This window comes from Pseudomonas sp. GW822-FHT03F08, assembly GCF_058801265.1.
The window spans coordinates 180,386-196,579 of the sequence record NZ_JBXANC010000001.1 but is presented as its reverse complement, the minus strand read 5'-3'; the positions used below and the strand labels follow the sequence as shown (position 1 = coordinate 196,579).

15 protein-coding genes are annotated in these 16,194 nt (G+C 58.2%); 10 read left to right on the top strand and 5 right to left on the bottom strand.

Annotated features, from left to right (window positions below; translation table 11 throughout):
* Positions 1–73 precede the first annotated feature (73 nt).
* Both metK and AC1RME_RS00845 read right to left on the bottom strand, forming a co-directional pair.
* Entirely contained in the window at positions 74–1,264 is a 1,191-nt protein-coding gene (gene metK / locus AC1RME_RS00850; RefSeq protein WP_096817710.1) for a methionine adenosyltransferase, read from the bottom strand.
* Between the two features lie 18 nt (positions 1,265–1,282).
* Positions 1,283–2,278: an ArsR/SmtB family transcription factor gene (locus AC1RME_RS00845; protein ID WP_096817712.1), complete on the bottom strand. Its 996-nt coding sequence runs from the start codon at positions 2,276–2,278 to the stop codon at positions 1,283–1,285.
* A gap of 271 nt (positions 2,279–2,549) precedes the next feature.
* Here AC1RME_RS00845 and tkt point away from each other — a divergent pair, with 271 nt between their 5' ends.
* The 8 genes from tkt (at position 2,550) to AC1RME_RS00805 (ending at position 10,445) form a co-directional block, all read left to right on the top strand.
* Positions 2,550–4,547, top strand: a complete 1,998-nt coding sequence (gene tkt / locus AC1RME_RS00840) for a transketolase (RefSeq protein ID WP_493090268.1) — start codon at positions 2,550–2,552, stop codon at positions 4,545–4,547.
* Positions 4,548–4,706: 159 nt separating this feature from the next.
* Entirely contained in the window at positions 4,707–5,759 is a 1,053-nt protein-coding gene (epd, locus tag AC1RME_RS00835) for an erythrose-4-phosphate dehydrogenase (RefSeq protein ID WP_096817715.1), read from the top strand.
* A gap of 12 nt (positions 5,760–5,771) precedes the next feature.
* Positions 5,772–6,935, top strand: a complete 1,164-nt coding sequence (locus AC1RME_RS00830; protein ID WP_102619725.1) for a phosphoglycerate kinase — start codon at positions 5,772–5,774, stop codon at positions 6,933–6,935.
* Between the two features lie 34 nt (positions 6,936–6,969).
* The gene (locus AC1RME_RS00825) at positions 6,970–7,191 is read left to right on the top strand and encodes a hypothetical protein (protein ID WP_085688661.1); all 222 of its coding nucleotides are present in this window, start codon (positions 6,970–6,972) and stop codon (positions 7,189–7,191) included.
* Between the two features lie 57 nt (positions 7,192–7,248).
* Complete coding sequence (locus AC1RME_RS00820) at positions 7,249–7,581, top strand: MliC family protein (RefSeq protein WP_096817719.1); 333 nt, start codon at positions 7,249–7,251, stop codon at positions 7,579–7,581.
* 124 nt (positions 7,582–7,705) lie between these two features.
* Positions 7,706–8,770, top strand: coding sequence for a class II fructose-bisphosphate aldolase (fba, locus tag AC1RME_RS00815; protein ID WP_007959708.1), 1,065 nt, complete (start codon positions 7,706–7,708; stop codon positions 8,768–8,770).
* A 159-nt stretch (positions 8,771–8,929) separates the two neighbouring features.
* A complete protein-coding gene (locus AC1RME_RS00810) occupies positions 8,930–9,181 on the top strand; it encodes a helix-turn-helix transcriptional regulator (RefSeq protein ID WP_102619726.1) in 252 nt (83 codons plus the stop codon).
* On the top strand, positions 9,174–10,445 hold the full coding sequence (locus AC1RME_RS00805; RefSeq protein ID WP_493090265.1) for a type II toxin-antitoxin system HipA family toxin: 1,272 nt from the start codon (positions 9,174–9,176) through the stop codon (positions 10,443–10,445). The genes AC1RME_RS00810 and AC1RME_RS00805 overlap by 8 nt, the downstream gene beginning before the upstream one ends.
* Before the next feature lie 157 nt (positions 10,446–10,602).
* Here AC1RME_RS00805 and AC1RME_RS00800 read toward each other — a convergent pair whose 3' ends face one another.
* The 3 genes from AC1RME_RS00800 to AC1RME_RS00790 all read right to left on the bottom strand — a co-directional run bounded on the left by AC1RME_RS00800 (position 10,603) and on the right by AC1RME_RS00790 (position 13,194).
* Entirely contained in the window at positions 10,603–11,445 is an 843-nt protein-coding gene (locus AC1RME_RS00800) for a hypothetical protein (protein ID WP_493090263.1), read from the bottom strand.
* Between the two features lie 356 nt (positions 11,446–11,801).
* Positions 11,802–12,161, bottom strand: a complete 360-nt coding sequence (locus AC1RME_RS00795) for a DUF6124 family protein (protein WP_493090261.1) — start codon at positions 12,159–12,161, stop codon at positions 11,802–11,804.
* Between the two features lie 364 nt (positions 12,162–12,525).
* Positions 12,526–13,194: a polysaccharide lyase family 7 protein gene (locus AC1RME_RS00790; RefSeq protein WP_096817722.1), complete on the bottom strand. Its 669-nt coding sequence runs from the start codon at positions 13,192–13,194 to the stop codon at positions 12,526–12,528.
* A 333-nt stretch (positions 13,195–13,527) separates the two neighbouring features.
* Between AC1RME_RS00790 and AC1RME_RS00785 the strand changes: the two genes are divergently transcribed.
* Complete coding sequence (locus AC1RME_RS00785; protein ID WP_096817724.1) at positions 13,528–15,651, top strand: putative bifunctional diguanylate cyclase/phosphodiesterase; 2,124 nt, start codon at positions 13,528–13,530, stop codon at positions 15,649–15,651.
* A gap of 41 nt (positions 15,652–15,692) precedes the next feature.
* Positions 15,693–16,184, top strand: a complete 492-nt coding sequence (locus tag AC1RME_RS00780; RefSeq protein WP_096817726.1) for a YgjP-like metallopeptidase domain-containing protein — start codon at positions 15,693–15,695, stop codon at positions 16,182–16,184.
* Positions 16,185–16,194 lie beyond the last annotated feature (10 nt).

Sequence of the window (16,194 nt, the reverse complement as noted above, 5' to 3'; positions counted from 1 at the left end):
CCGGTTGTTTCGCGGCCATGAAAAAGCCCCGCACGGTGCGAACCGTGCGGGGCTTCTTGTACCGCCAGGGAAATTACAGGCCGGCAGCAGAACGCAGAGCGTCGGCGCGGTCGGTTTTTTCCCAGGTGAACGTGGTGAAGGTGTCTTCGCCAACGGTCTTGGTCTGCGGAGCGCGGCCGAAGTGGCCGTAGGCTGCGGTTTCCTGGTACATCGGGTGCAGCAGGTCGAGCATGGTGGTGATTGCGTATGGACGCAGGTCGAACACTTCGCGGACCAGTTTGATGATCTTGTCATCGCTGATCTTGCCGGTGCCGAAGGTGTTCAGCGAGATCGAGGTAGGCTGGGCCACACCGATCGCGTAGGAAACCTGAATCTCGCAACGCTCGGCCAGGCCGGCAGCCACGATGTTCTTGGCAACATAACGGCCAGCGTAGGCGGCCGAACGGTCAACCTTCGATGGATCTTTACCGGAGAATGCGCCACCGCCGTGACGGGCCATGCCGCCGTAGCTGTCGACGATGATCTTGCGACCGGTCAGACCGCAGTCACCTACCGGGCCGCCAATGATGAACTGGCCGGTCGGGTTGATGTGGAACTGGGTGTCCTTGCTCAGCAGTTCGGCAGGCAACACGTGCTTGACGATCAGCTCCATCACGCCTTCGCGCAGGTCTTTGTACGACACTTCAGGGTTGTGCTGGGTCGACAGAACAACAGCGTCGATACCCACAACCTTGCCGCCTTCGTAACGGCAAGTCACTTGCGACTTGGCGTCCGGGCGCAGCCAAGGCAGCAGACCCGATTTGCGGGCTTCGGCCTGGCGCTGAACCAACTGGTGCGAGAAGGTGATCGGTGCTGGCATCAGCACGTCGGTTTCGTTGCTGGCGTAGCCGAACATCAGGCCCTGGTCGCCGGCGCCCTGATCTTCAGGCTTGGCACGGTCAACACCCTGGTTGATGTCAGGGGACTGCTTGCCGATGATGTTCATCACGCCGCAGGTCGCGCCGTCGAAGCCGACGTCGGAGCTGTTGTAGCCGATGTCGAGAATCACGTTACGCACGATCTCTTCCAGATCGACCCAGGCGCTGGTGGTCACTTCACCGGCAACGATGGCCACGCCAGTCTTGACCAGGGTTTCCACGGCAACGCGTGCGTGTTTGTCCTGGGTGATGATGGCGTCCAGCACCGCATCGGAAATCTGGTCGGCGATTTTGTCCGGATGCCCTTCGGACACGGACTCGGAGGTGAAGAGGGAGTATTCGCTCATCTCGATGTTTTCCTGAATTTACCGATGGTGAGTGTCGCCAGCCGGTCGCTGAAAATGGCGGACCTGAATCTGGAAACCATTACGTAAGCCTACATAGAGGCTGTCCCCGGGAACGAGTCCCGCAGCGGTGGCCCAACGGGCCAGATCGTCCTGTTCAAACCCCAACCACAGATCACCGCAGGCCTCCCTGGCCCAACTCTGGTTGTGGCTACATAACTCTGTCACGAGCAGGCTACCGCCCGGTTGCAGCAGGCTGGCCATGTGCTTGAGCGCTTCGGCCGGCGCGGCGAAATGGTGCAACACCATGTTCAACACCACGCAATCGGCCTGAAGGCTCACGCCATTCAATGCATCGGCCAATTGCAGGCTGACGTTAGCCAGCTTTTCACGTTCACATACCTGGCGGGCCAGTTCGAGCATCGCCGCGCTGTTGTCCAGTGCGGTTACGGTGCCGAAACGACGGGCCAGTTCCGGCAGGAAAGCACCATCGCCGGGGCCGACTTCGATGGCCGAGGCTGCACCATCGAAATTCAGTTTGTCGAGCAGGGCCAGCACGCTTTCACGGTACTGCGGCAGGCCGGCAATCAAATCCTGCTGGGCGCGGAATTTCTCTGCGACCCGTGCGAAAAAGTCCTGGCTGTTGGCAGCACGCTGCCCGTGTACTTGTGCGATCCGCGTTTCCACGTCGGCCGGCAGCGCCAGATTGTCGACTTCTTCTAACAACGCCGCGTGCAACTTGCCGCCCAGCAACTCGGTGTGGGGCAGGGCGCGGCGATAGAAAACCGCATTGCCTTCACGGCGAGTCGCCACCAGATCCGCCTGTGCCAACACTTTAAGGTGATGGCTCATGCCGGACTGGCCGATATCGAAGATCTGCGCCAGTTCCAGAACGCCGAACGAATCGTTGGCCAGGGCGCGCAATACATTCAGCCGCAGCGGATCGCCGCCGGCCTTGCACAGGGCCGCCAGCTCGTCGCAATCGTCATGGCGAATGGAAGGCACGCGTAAGTTCATAGGGCCAGCAGTCTAGAGACGGCCGGAAAACACCGCAAGGCCAATATCAAAAAGTTTTGATATTGCTCGATGGGTGGCACTTTTTATTGCACTTCTCACTGACCGGTTAACTCTACAGACGAACAGCGGAAAGGTTTCACCAGCCGAAACCGATGTTATCCATGGGAAAAACGTCTCCGGATGACTATCTGTCATTGCCCCGAGGCGCTCGGGTGAGGGAAAATGCCCTCCTTTTTTCCGTTTCAATCTATTCAAACCCAGGAGATCAGCGATGCCTAGCCGTCGTGAGCGTGCCAACGCCATTCGTGCCCTCAGCATGGATGCCGTGCAAAAAGCCAACAGCGGCCATCCCGGTGCCCCTATGGGTATGGCAGATATCGCCGAAGTGCTTTGGCGCGACTACCTCAAGCACAACCCGAGCAATCCATCGTTCGCTGACCGTGACCGCTTCGTGCTGTCCAACGGCCACGGCTCGATGTTGATCTACTCGCTGCTGCACCTGACCGGTTACGACCTGTCGATCGACGACCTGAAACAGTTCCGTCAATTGCACAGCCGCACCCCGGGTCACCCGGAATTCGGTTACACCCCGGGCGTTGAAACCACCACCGGCCCGCTGGGTCAGGGTCTGGCCAACGCCGTGGGCTTCGCCCTGGCTGAAAAGGTACTGGGCGCGCAATTCAACCGTCCTGGCCACAACATCGTCGACCACCACACCTACGTGTTCCTGGGTGATGGCTGCATGATGGAAGGCATTTCCCACGAAGTCGCTTCCCTGGCCGGTACGCTGGGCCTGGGCAAGCTGATCGCCTTCTACGATGACAACGGCATCTCCATCGACGGCGAAGTCGAAGGCTGGTTCACCGACGACACGCCGAAGCGTTTCGAAGCCTACAACTGGCAGGTGATCCGCAACGTCGACGGTCACGACCCGGAAGAGATCAAGACTGCCATCGACACCGCTCGCAAGAGCCCGCTGCCGACCCTGATCTGCTGCAAGACCACCATTGGTTTCGGTTCGCCGAACAAGCAAGGCAAGGAAGACTGCCACGGCGCCCCGCTGGGTGACGCGGAAATCGCCCTGACCCGTCAAGCGCTGAACTGGAACCACGGTCCGTTCGAAATCCCGGCCGACATCTACGCCGAGTGGGATGCCAAGGAAAAGGGCCGCGCCGTCGAGTCCGAGTGGGACCAGCGTTTCGCTGCCTACTCCGCCGCGTTCCCGACCGAAGCCAACGAACTGATCCGTCGTCTGAGCGGCGAGCTGCCGGCTGATTTCTCCGAGAAGGCTTCGGCCTACATCGCTGAAGTCGCGGCCAAGGGCGAAACCATCGCCAGCCGTAAAGCCAGCCAGAATGCCCTGAACGCGTTCGGCCCTCTGCTGCCGGAAGTGCTGGGCGGTTCGGCTGACCTGGCCGGTTCCAACCTGACTCTGTGGAAAGGCTGCAAAGGCGTCAGCGCCGAAGACGCCAGCGGCAACTACATGTACTACGGCGTGCGCGAATTCGGCATGACCGCGATCATGAACGGCGTTGCCCTGCACGGCGGCCTGGTGCCTTACGGCGCGACCTTCCTGATGTTCATGGAATACGCCCGCAACGCGGTGCGCATGTCCGCACTGATGAAGCAGCGTGTGATCCACGTCTATACCCACGACTCCATCGGTCTGGGCGAAGACGGCCCGACGCACCAGCCGATCGAGCAATTGACCAGCCTGCGTACCACGCCGAACCTCGACACATGGCGTCCAGCCGATGCCGTTGAATCGGCAGTGGCCTGGAAAAACGCCTTGGAGCGCAAGGACGGCCCGTCGGCGCTGATCTTCTCGCGTCAGAACCTGCAGCACCAAACCCGTGATGCCGGCCAGATCGCCGACATCAGCCGTGGTGGCTACGTGCTGAAGGACTGCGCAGGCGAGCCTGAGCTGATCCTGATCGCCACCGGTTCGGAAGTCGGCCTGGCCGTTCAGGCCTTCGACAAACTGACCGAGCAAGGCCGCAAGGTGCGCGTGGTTTCCATGCCTTGCACCAGCCTGTTCGATGCTCAGGACGCCAGCTACAAGCAATCGGTCCTGCCGTTGCAGGTTGGCGCGCGTATCGCGATCGAAGCGGCCCACGCCGACTTCTGGTTCAAGTACGTGGGTCTGGAAGGTCGCGTGATCGGCATGACCACCTACGGCGAATCGGCTCCGGCTCCGGCCCTGTTCGAAGAGTTCGGCTTCACCCTGGAAAACATCCTGGGTCAGGCTGAAGAGCTGCTGGAAGACTAAGCAGTACGAATGCGGTGGCCCTGGCCACCGCATTCCCCTGTAGGCGCTGCCGAAGGCTGCGTTCTTTTGATCTTGATCTTAAAAACAGGATCAAAAGAACGCAGCCTTCGGCAACTCCTGCATAGGGTTGTGTTGTTAGCGAATACTATCGAGAACCCCATGCCTCAACCGCGTCCCTACAAAGTTGCACTCAACGGCTACGGCCGGATTGGTCGTTGCGTCTTGCGTGCGTTGTTCGAGCGAGGCGAGAAGGCCGGGTTTGAAATTGTCGCGATCAACGATCTGGCCGACATGGCCAGCATCGAATACCTGACACGCTTCGACTCCACCCACGGCCGGTTTCCCGGTGAAGTGAAGGTCGACGGCGATTGTCTGCATATCAATGGCAACTGCGTGAAGGTCCTGCGCAGTGCCACCCCCGAAGGCATCGATTGGGCGTCGCTTGGCGTCGATCTGGTGCTCGAATGCTCAGGCGCCTACCACACCCGCGAAGACGGCCAGCGTTTCCTCGACGCCGGCGCGCCACGGGTGCTGTTCTCGCAGCCGATGGCCAGCGAGGCGGATGTCGACGCCACCATCGTCTACGGCGTCAATCAGGATTGCCTGACCGGTGACGAACTGCTGGTGTCCAACGCCTCCTGCACCACCAATTGCGGCGTGCCGCTGTTGCGTCTGCTGGATCAGGCAGTCGGCCTGGATTACGTGTCGATCACCACGATTCACTCGGCGATGAACGATCAGCCGGTGATCGACGCCTATCACCACGAAGACCTGCGCCGCACCCGTTCGGCGTTCCAGTCGGTGATCCCGGTGTCCACTGGTCTGGCGCGCGGTATCGAGCGTCTGCTGCCGGAACTTGCCGGGCGAATTCAGGCCAAAGCCGTACGCGTGCCGACGGTCAACGTGTCCTGCCTCGACATCACGATGCAGACCGCGAGCGACACCGACGCCGGCGAGGTCAACCGGATCCTGCGCGACGCCGCCACCAGCGGCCCGCTCAAAGGTCTGCTGGCCTACACCGAATTGCCTCACGCAAGTTGTGATTTCAACCATGACCCACATTCGGCCATCGTCGATGCCAGTCAGACCCGCGTTTCCGGCCCTCGGCTGGTGAACATCCTGGCCTGGTTCGACAACGAATGGGGTTTTGCCAACCGAATGCTGGATGTTGCAGAACACTATCTGCAAACAGCGACTTCAAAAAAACCGTAGGAAGTGCGACCCATGACCGTGTTGAAGATGTCCGACCTCGATCTGCAAGGTAAGCGCGTATTGATCCGCGAAGACCTCAACGTCCCAGTCAAGGACGGTGTTGTCACCAGCGATGCGCGTATCCTGGCTTCGCTGCCGACCATCAAGCTGGCCCTGGAAAAAGGCGCGGCCGTGATGGTCTGCTCGCACCTGGGTCGTCCGACCGAAGGCGAGTTCTCCGCCGAGAACAGCCTCAAGCCCGTCGCCGACTACCTGAGCAAGGCCCTGGGCCGCGAAGTGCCGCTGGTGGCCGACTACCTGGGCGGCGTTGACGTCAAGGCCGGCGACATCGTGCTGTTCGAAAACGTGCGCTTCAACAAGGGCGAGAAAAAGAACGCCGACGAACTGGCCCAGCAATACGCCGCCCTGTGCGACGTGTTCGTGATGGACGCTTTCGGCACCGCTCACCGCGCCGAAGGCTCGACCCACGGCGTTGCCAAGTTCGCCAAAGTCGCCGCTGCCGGCCCGCTGCTGGCCGCTGAACTCGACGCGCTGGGCAAAGCCCTGGGCGCGCCGGCCAAACCAATGGCGGCCATCGTTGCCGGTTCCAAGGTGTCGACCAAACTCGACGTGCTGAACAGCCTGAGCCAGATCTGCGATCAACTGATCGTCGGCGGCGGCATCGCCAACACCTTCCTCGCTGCGGCCGGTCACCCGGTCGGCAAGTCGCTGTACGAGCCGGACCTGCTGGACACCGCTCGCGCCATCGCCGCCAAGGTCAGCGTGCCGCTGCCGGTGGACGTCGTGGTTGCCAAGGAATTCGCTGAAAGCGCCGAAGCGACTGTGAAGCTGATCGCTGACGTTGCTGCCGACGACATGATCCTCGACATCGGTCCGCAGACCGCCGCCAACTTCGCCGAACTGCTGAAGTCGTCGAAAACCATCCTGTGGAACGGCCCGGTCGGCGTGTTCGAATTCGACCAGTTCGGCAACGGCACCAAAGTACTGGCCCAGGCCATCGCCGACAGCGCTGCGTTCTCGATTGCCGGCGGTGGCGACACCCTGGCCGCCATCGATAAATATGGCGTGGCGGAAAAGATCTCCTACATTTCCACCGGCGGTGGCGCGTTCCTCGAGTTCGTCGAAGGCAAGGTGCTGCCGGCCGTTGAAGTCCTGGAAAGCCGGGCCAAGGCCTGAGGCCGCCCGTTTGGCCAGGCAAAGGAGTGTTCAGATGGTCAAGTCGTTAGCGCTGTTGCTGCTGACCGGTACATTGGCAGCCTGCGGGAGTAACCCGAAGGCTGCGCCGGAACCGGCACCCGGCGAGGCACAGAAAGGCTGCTACCAGGCCGACTGGCAGGCCGAAACCAACCCGGTGCTGAACAAGCGCTCGGGTCCGGAAGGCCTGGACAAATACGAGACGCAAACCCCGGCCAAGGAACATGGTTGTCCTTGACCGGTCTGACTCTTTAACTCAGGGCCGGTGGCGTGTGCTGCCGGTCGAGGAACACGGATGAAAGGCTTGATCGCCGTTGCGGCATTGGGATTGTTGGGTGGTTGCGCGCAGTGGAACCCGTTCCAGTCATCCGCCCCTGTGGATAACTGGACCACCTGGACCTGCGACAGCCAGGCCAAGGTGCTGTGGCGCTTCACCGATGCCGGCCAGAAGGCAGTCGATGTGCGGCTAGGTGGTGGCGATCAGGTCTATCGCCTGAAAGAAGAGCCGGGCGCCTCGGGCGCGTTGTACAGCGACGACATGCTGGCGTTTCACATCAAAGGTAATGAAGGTCTGGTCTACTGGGTCGCTACCAATGATTTGATCGGCCGGGGCTGCAAAGCCGAATAAAACAGAATTTGCTGCACCGAATCACCGGGCCGGGGCCGACCCCCGATCCGCAATCACTTGAATAGCCGCCGCCGCTCCGGCAGGCTGGCACGATTAACGACCCAAACCGGGAGAGACACACACAATGGCACTTATCAGCATGCGCCAGATGCTGGACCACGCAGCCGAATTCGGCTACGGCGTTCCAGCCTTCAACGTCAACAACCTTGAGCAGATGCGCGCCATCATGGAAGCCGCTGACAAGACTGACTCCCCGGTGATCGTTCAGGCTTCGGCCGGCGCTCGCAAATACGCTGGCGCGCCGTTCCTGCGTCACCTGATCCTGGCCGCGATCGAAGAATTCCCGCACATCCCGGTCTGCATGCACCAGGACCACGGCACCAGCCCTGACGTCTGCCAGCGCTCGATTCAGCTGGGCTTCAGCTCGGTGATGATGGACGGCTCCCTCGGCGAAGACGGCAAGACGCCGACCGACTACGAATACAACGTCCGTGTTACCCAACAAACCGTCGCCATGGCTCACGCCTGCGGCGTTTCGGTTGAAGGCGAGCTGGGCTGCCTGGGTTCGCTGGAAACCGGCATGGCCGGTGAAGAAGACGGCATCGGCGCCGAAGGCGTTCTGGATCACAGCCAGATGCTGACTGACCCGGAAGAAGCCGCTGACTTCGTCAAGAAGACTCAGGTCGATGCCCTGGCCATCGCCATCGGCACCAGCCACGGCGCCTACAAGTTCACCAAGCCACCTACCGGCGACGTGCTGGCGATCGACCGCATCAAGGAAATCCACAAACGCATCCCGAACACCCACCTGGTGATGCACGGTTCCTCGTCGGTTCCACAAGAGTGGCTGGCGATCATCAACCAGTACGGCGGCGACATCAAAGAAACCTACGGCGTACCGGTTGAAGAAATCGTCGAAGGCATCAAGCACGGCGTGCGCAAGGTCAACATCGACACCGACCTGCGTCTGGCATCCACCGGCGCCATGCGTCGCCTGATGGCCACCAACCCGAGCGAATTCGACCCACGTAAATTCTTCGGCGAAACCGTGAAGGCGATGCGCGACGTGTGTATCGCTCGTTACGAAGCTTTCGGTACTGCCGGCAACGCTTCGAAGATCAAGCCGATCTCGCTGGAAAGCATGTATCAGCGTTATCTGAAGGGTGAGTTGAACGCCAAGGTCAATTGAGACTGGGTGTTGAGCTGATTTAAAAGAAACCCGCCGTGAGGCGGGTTTTTTTTGCCTGGAGTTTTATCAAGCAGTCGACTGACGCAAGGCGCTTGAAATGTAACCAATAACGGACATAATCGATTCTATATTGTAAAAAGTCCCATATGGGTGACATTTATGCTGCTCCCCAATCCCGCTGTTTTCGGTGAAAGAATTCGGCAATTGCGTCGGGCCAAAGGCTATAGCCAAGCGATATTGGCCCACAGAGCCAAATGCAGCCGCAAAACCATCATTGACCTTGAGGCCGGCGAGAATGTCGCGCTCTACACCGCGTTCAGGGTGTTGTCAGCGCTGGGCATGGCGCTGGAAATTGTCGATAACCGCATTGACCTCAAATCCCTGGCCGACCTGGTAGAGCACGATGAGTAAAGTCAAACGGCTCAACGTCACCACGCCTCAAGGCTTCTCCGGCGAGTTGTCCAGGGGATCGCAGTTTTCCTTTGCCTACCAATCCGCTGATGCAACGAGGGAGGTCTCACTGGTCATGCCCTATGACCCGACGCCCTCGGTGAGCAACGTGCTGCATCCGATCTTCGATATGAATGTGCCTGAAGGGTTTCTGGCGGATCAGATCAAGCGCCGGATGGCCAAGCACATGCAAGTCGATGAGATGCGCCTGTTATCGGTCATCGGCGGGAACCAGATCGGACGCCTCACCTACCAGAATCCGATAGAGACTCCGATATCCGTGCGTGCGCAAGTCGGATTGCAGGAGATCCTGTCTGCCGATGTTTCGCAGGGTGTTTTCGAGTTTCTGGTCGACACCTATTTCGAGTCGGGCATTTCAGGTGTGCAGCCCAAAGTGTTGGTACCCGACCTGGACAAACTCACCGGCAATCGGAAAACCATGCTCAGCTCCGATCTGATCGTCAAATCAGGCGCGGATGAGTACGCACACTTGGCGCAAAACGAATTTCTCTGCCTGGAGGCCGCTCGACTTTCCGGGCTGGAAACGCCGCCGTTCTGGCTGTCCGAAAACGGCGATTTGTTTGTGATGGAGCGCTTTGACCTGACAGAGGCTGGTCGTCTCGGGTTTGAAGACATGGCCGTTCTGTTGGGACTCAACAAGGATCCCCATGACAACTACAAGTACTCACAGAGTTACGAAACGCTTGCTGCTGTGATTGGCCAAGTCTGTCGGCATGGTGATTCGCTTCGAGAGTTGGAGCGTTTTTTTTCTTCGGTCTGCCTTTCGGTGATGGTTCGAAACGGGGATGCTCATCTGAAGAACTTCGGCGTTATATACACCCACCCCAATGTGCTTGAAACGGTGCAATTGGCACCCGTTTTCGATGTCACCACCACAACCGTTTACGAAAACTACAATCCCAAATCCGGCCGTTCATTGGTTGATCGCACGTTGGCCATCAAGATGAACAAAGTGAAAAACTATCCAGATCGCCAACAACTGATCGAGTTTGGGCGCAAGCATTGCTCAGTGGAGAAGCCAGGATTGATCATCGAGCGTATTGCCGAGGCGATGACTCAAACCTTGGCGAATCATCAGACGCGAGTGAATGGCGAGTTGTTTGCCGATATGCAGCGGGAATGGGATGCGGGGCGGGTAGTGGCGCTGAATGACTCCGTCGGCTCAGGAATAAAGCGAAAGCCAGTCGGCACGACCGGTATTTGATGTCTGTCGGCTGAGTTGAAACTAAAGTAAAGCGGGGGGGCAGATTAATTTAATCGATCAGCAGATAAATAAATCTGTCCCCTTTTATCTTTATCCCTTTTATCCGCCTTTTATCCGGATTGCATCTTTGTTGGGGTGAGTGGCATTTTTCTGTTTGTTATGGAGTAAGCTGTAAATTTCCTAAAAGAAAACTAAAGGGTATAGCTGATGTCGCACTTACGGATGTGGATATACTGAATGTAGTTGAGTTGGGTAATGAAATGCTAAATAGTAATGGGGTGGTTGGGTTTTTAGGTAGCGTTCTTTGTAGTGGTGTAGTGCTGGCGGAATTGTATATGGTTAATGTGCAGTCGATGTGGCTTAGGTAATAGAACTCTATTTTTGACCATGAGGCAAATGAATTGTTGGTCGATGAACTACATAATCCTAGGACCATCAATGAATTAGGGTTGGCGTTGGGGTCGGGGAGAGGGAAGTAATTCAAGCAAAGAACATTCTCGTCGAGTTTTCCTGTGAAGCCGGCAGGTATTGTGTTCCAGAACTCTCTGGCGCTTCTGATGCTCCCTTCGTACATGCTGTTATAACTAATGAGGATATTGTTTCTAGTTATATGTCTCCAGTTTGCTTTGAAATCAAGCCCAAGAAGCCCGGCGAAGTCCTCTTTTACAACTAGTTTCACTGTAAACGTCCATGAGGCCGTTCCTGGGGGTGATGTTACGACCGGGTTGGCTGTTGATTCGGTAAATGTGACAACTGCTGTGCCTGCTAGTAGTCCTGTCAGAGTGACCGTCCATGTAGCACTGGCGGTGATTAATATACTTGGCGTTGAAGGGGGTTGTGTTACTCCATTTATAGTTACGGTGATATTGAGTGTCACTCCAGGCAAGCCGCCGCCGGTGAAGGTAATGGTATTGCCCGAGAGGGTGCCAGAGTTATTTGCTATGGGGTTTGTTGATGGATCTAAGGCACTTGTGATTGTGGGGGGTAGAGGGCTGGGCATTATGAGTTCTCCAGTGATTCAGGGGTTTATAAAAAACGTGATTTATTGAGGAGAAAAGGAGCGGGATTTATTTGTTTTGCAGGTGAGTTCAAGCGCCTGATAAATAAATCCGCTCCCTTTGATTCGTTTTTTATATGCGGCTCCAGAATACTGAGGGGTGTGAGCTTTAACACCTGTCAGAAATTACAGTCTTTTATGTTTTTTTATTATTGTCCGTATGTTTTTTTGCTATAAGGTTCTGGAGAAAATCGCAGCGTTACGGTTTTATGAAATAAATCAGTTCCTTTATCAAAAACGAAACCCGTCGAGAGACGGGTTTCTGTTGAGCCAATGTTGTTTCCGGATGATTGAAATTCTTAGCGTGGCTCTACGTGATCCAGTGCCTGATTCACCGCCAGTTCCCCCAGCATTACCAACTGTGCGATGCCTATCGCAGTTTTGCGGTCGGCGGGGGCGAGAGTGGCGGCGAAGTTGTTGAGCATTTCGCTGGCGGAGCCGAGGGTTTCGCTGGCGTTGGCCAGCAGGGATTCGGTGTTGTAGGCGGGGTTGGCGAAGTACATGGGGTCGGGTTCGTTGATCGTGGCCATGATGCGGGCGCCGGGGCAGAGGTAGTGGTCGAGGGCGCGTTCGGCGGCTTCGTTGAGTTTTTTGGAATCGAGGGATTCGTAGGGGGAGGCCGGGTCTGTGACCGGCGGATGAGGTGTCGATTGAATCATGTTTCGTCTCCGGGAAATGGAGCCGACACCGGATCGCTACTAAACGATGGGGTGGCAGCTGAACGCAGGTTAGTAGACCGGGGAGACGCGAACCGGCACGCCCGAAAGCGCCCTGCGTACAGCTACCATCAAGCGCAGATATCGAGATATCTCACTTTCAGGAGTGCAAATACGCCTCGCGAACCCTCGGGCTACTAAACCCGATCACTGCGAATCAGTGACCCGGATCAAGCTACCGATGGCCCTCCAGGCGCACAAGCCGGCGGATTCTGGCGTACCGGTAGGCAGCGACGCAAGCCGTTGTAGGCTTCGGGACGTTACGCGCGCTGCCTTTAAACAGAAGCCTTAAACGGTCGCGCCGCCGCTATTTATCGTGATCGATATCCAGCTTGCTGAACGTGACCTGCCCACCCTCGCTGGTGTAACCGGTGTTGTCCTGCACATACACGCCCGCCTTGAAGTACAACGGCTTGTTGCGCCACGTGGCGCTGATCTGCGAGTCCCACTGATACCCGGCCGCGCTGATACCCAGTGCACCTCCGGGGCTCAGGTGAATCAGGTAATTGAACTCGCGATCCAGTTTGATCCCGGTCGCCAGGGTAATCACCCGGCCTTCGTCATCATCCGGGTGCATCCGCACCTTGATCACCAGGTTGCCGGAGTCCAGTTTGGTCTTGTACTGATACTCGAGTTTCACCAGCGGCTTCTGGCTTTCATAGGCATGGATCTGGCCGATGACGATCTTGCCGGAACTGGGCACTTTATTGACCGAAAGGGTCGCGCGCAGCAGGTTGTCGGCGTCCGGGTAGTACCAGTTGCGCAGGGTGCCGTTGCTGTAGGTTTCGCGCAGTTCGGTGCGCGGGTAGATGGCGTTTTCGGTTTTCGAGCCGGTCACCGGGGACCAGAAGAACAGGGTGCCGGTGTCGGAATGGAAGTACTGATCCTTGAAGCCGTTCACCAGTTTGGAGGTTTCGACGGTGTAGGGCGGGCTGCCAACGGGAACGCTGAGGTTCCAGGTTGCGAGGTCGATCATGTCGGTTCTTCCACTCTATTTTTCCTGCACGCGCGTGCCAGAAGCTCTAGCCCGCGGTTCTTGGGGGCGGCCTTTATAAGCGTAGAGGGTTTTTTTGTTAACGGCCGTCTGGCGGATGATTGGCGTCAACATCCTGTCGAAATGCCATCTTTCCCGGTTTTCGGGGGCTGCAGCGATGACCGTTAGTCGGCTTCTTACCGGTTTGGTTAAATGATGGCCTGATGACAGCTACTGCTTTTTCGGATCCAGGACTAGAGTGAAGGCTCAGTAACTGTACGGTTTTCACGAGAAACCGGCCGCGTCCCGATTGGATGTCCCGACAAGAGAAGCAGCATGGAATGCGCGCAACCCACGCCAGGTGAAGGCAGCTCAGTCCTTTTGATCGTTGATGACTACCCTGAAAATCTGATCAGCATGCGCGCGTTGTTGCAGCGCCAGGACTGGCAGGTGATGACCGCGGCTTCCGGTTTCGAAGCCCTCAGCCTGTTGCTCGAACACGACATCGACCTGGTGCTGCTGGATGTGCAGATGCCGGGCATGGACGGTTTCGAGGTCGCGCGTCTGATGCGTGGCAGCCAGCGAACGCGGCTGACGCCAATCATTTTCCTCACCGCCAACGAGCAGTCCCAGGACGCCGTGATCAAGGGCTATGCCAGTGGCGCGGTGGATTACCTGTTCAAACCCTTCGATCCACAGATTCTCAAACCGAAAGTCCAGGCGTTGCTGGAGCACCAGCGCAATCGCCGGGCGTTGCAGCGCTTGAGTCAGGATCTGGAGTCGGCGCGGGCCTTCAATGCGTCGGTGCTGGATAACGCGGCCGAAGGGATTCTGGTGCTGGCCGAGGATGGTTTGATCCGCTTCGCCAACCCGGCGATTTCGCGGTTGCTGAATGCCCCGGTGAAGGAGTTGGAGGGGCAGGAGTTTCTCGATTACTTGCAGAAACCGCACATTCCGCTGTGGGCCGATTCCGAGTTTTATGCCAGTTACAAACGTGGCGAGACGCTGCGATTACACGATGCGTTGCTGCGTACCGCACCGGGTCAGCAGGTGCCGGTGGCACTCTCCTGCGCGCCGTTGCCGAGCGAGCAACACGCGATGGTGGTGACGGTGCTGGACATGTCGGTGGTGCGTCATCTGCATCAGCAGTTGGAATTTCAGGCAGTCACCGATCCGTTGACCGGACTGCTTAATCGTCGCGGTTTCTACCAGACGGTTGAGAACCTGCTGCTGCGCGGCGAGCGCACGGACAGCAGTTGGGTGTTGATGTACCTCGATCTCGACGGCTTCAAACGGGTCAATGACTCCCTCGGCCATGATGCCGGGGATCGGGTGCTGCGCTGGGTCTCCGAGCAACTGAAAGCCTGCCTGCGACCGTTCGACATTCTGGCGCGGATGGGCGGTGACGAGTTCACCGCGCTGCTGGATCTGGAATTCCCCGAACAGGCAGCAAAGATCGCCGAGAAGCTCATCGAACGAGTGTCGATCTGTCAGCAGATCGAAGGCATGGACATCGCCCTCGGCGCCAGCATCGGCATCGCGACGTACCCGGATTGCGGCAACAACCTCGACGGTTTGATGCGCGCCTCGGACATTGCCATGTACGAAGCCAAGCGCGCCGGGCGTCAGCAATATCGCTTCTACGATCATGAAATGAACGGCCGCGCGCGCTCACGGCTGATGCTGGAAGAGAGCGTGCGCAACGCCATCGAGAACCGTGATTTCAATCTGGTGTATCAGCCGCAGGTGGCGATCGGTGACGGCAGGATTCGCGGTTTCGAGGCGTTGCTGCGCTGGCAGCATCCGAGCGTCGGCGACGTGCCGCCGGGGTTGTTCCTGCCGTTGCTGGAGGAGGCGACGCTGATCAGCCGGCTCGGCAGTTGGATCTATCATCGCGGCGCCGGGCAGCGTAAGGCCTGGGAGTCCGAGTTTTCCAAGGATCTGGTGCTCGGCGTGAGCCTGAGCAATACCCAGTTCGGGCTGCCGAATCTGGTGACCGAATTGCGCCAGGTGCTGGAGCGCCATGGTTTGCAGCCGCATCAGATGGAAGTGGAAGTCACCGAGGAGGCGCTGACGGTCAATCCCGATGAAACGCGCAAACAGCTGCGGTTGCTGCGCAATCTCGGGGTACGGGTGGCGCTGGATGATTTCGGTTCCGGGTCCTGTTCGTTGTCGCATCTGCGCGACCTGGAACTGGATACCCTCAAACTCGATCGCCACCTGATCGCCCGATTGCCGGACTCGTCCCGGGACGCCTCGCTGGTGCGCAGCGTCATCGAGCTGTGCAAGGAATACGGCTTGCTGGTGATTGCCGAAGGCGTGGAAACCGTCGAGCAATACCAATGGCTGCAAGCCCATGGTTGCGAGTACGTGCAAGGGTTCCTGGTGGCGCGGCCGTTGGTCGCCGAGGACGCCACGCGCTTTGCCGAGCCGTTCGACTGGAGCGCGTTGGCCAGTTGAATTCGTTACACTGGCGGCCTTTTCATGACCCGTGCCGCCCCATGACTGCGTTGAAATACCTCCAGGCCTATCCCGCGCAATTGCAGGATCAGGTGCGCCAATTGATTGCCGAAGATCGCCTCGGTGATTACCTGAGCCAACGCTATCCGGGCCGCCACGATGTGCAGAGCGACAAGGCGTTGTATGGCTACGCGCTCGATTTGAAACAGGAATACCTGCGTAACGCCCCGGCCATCGACAAGGTCTTGTTCGACAACCGCCTCGATCTGACCCATCGCGCCCTCGGTCTGCACACCACGGTTTCTCGGGTGCAAGGCGGCAAGCTCAAGGCCAAGAAAGAGATTCGCATCGCCTCGCTGTTCAAGGAGGCCGCGCCGGAGTTTCTGAAGATGATCGTGGTGCACGAGCTGGCGCACTTCAAGGAATCGGATCACAACAAGGCGTTCTACAAATTGTGTGATCACATGCTGCCGGGCTATCACCAGATCGAGTTCGACCTGCGGGTCTATCTGACCTGGCGAGACATGCAATAAAAAATCAAAC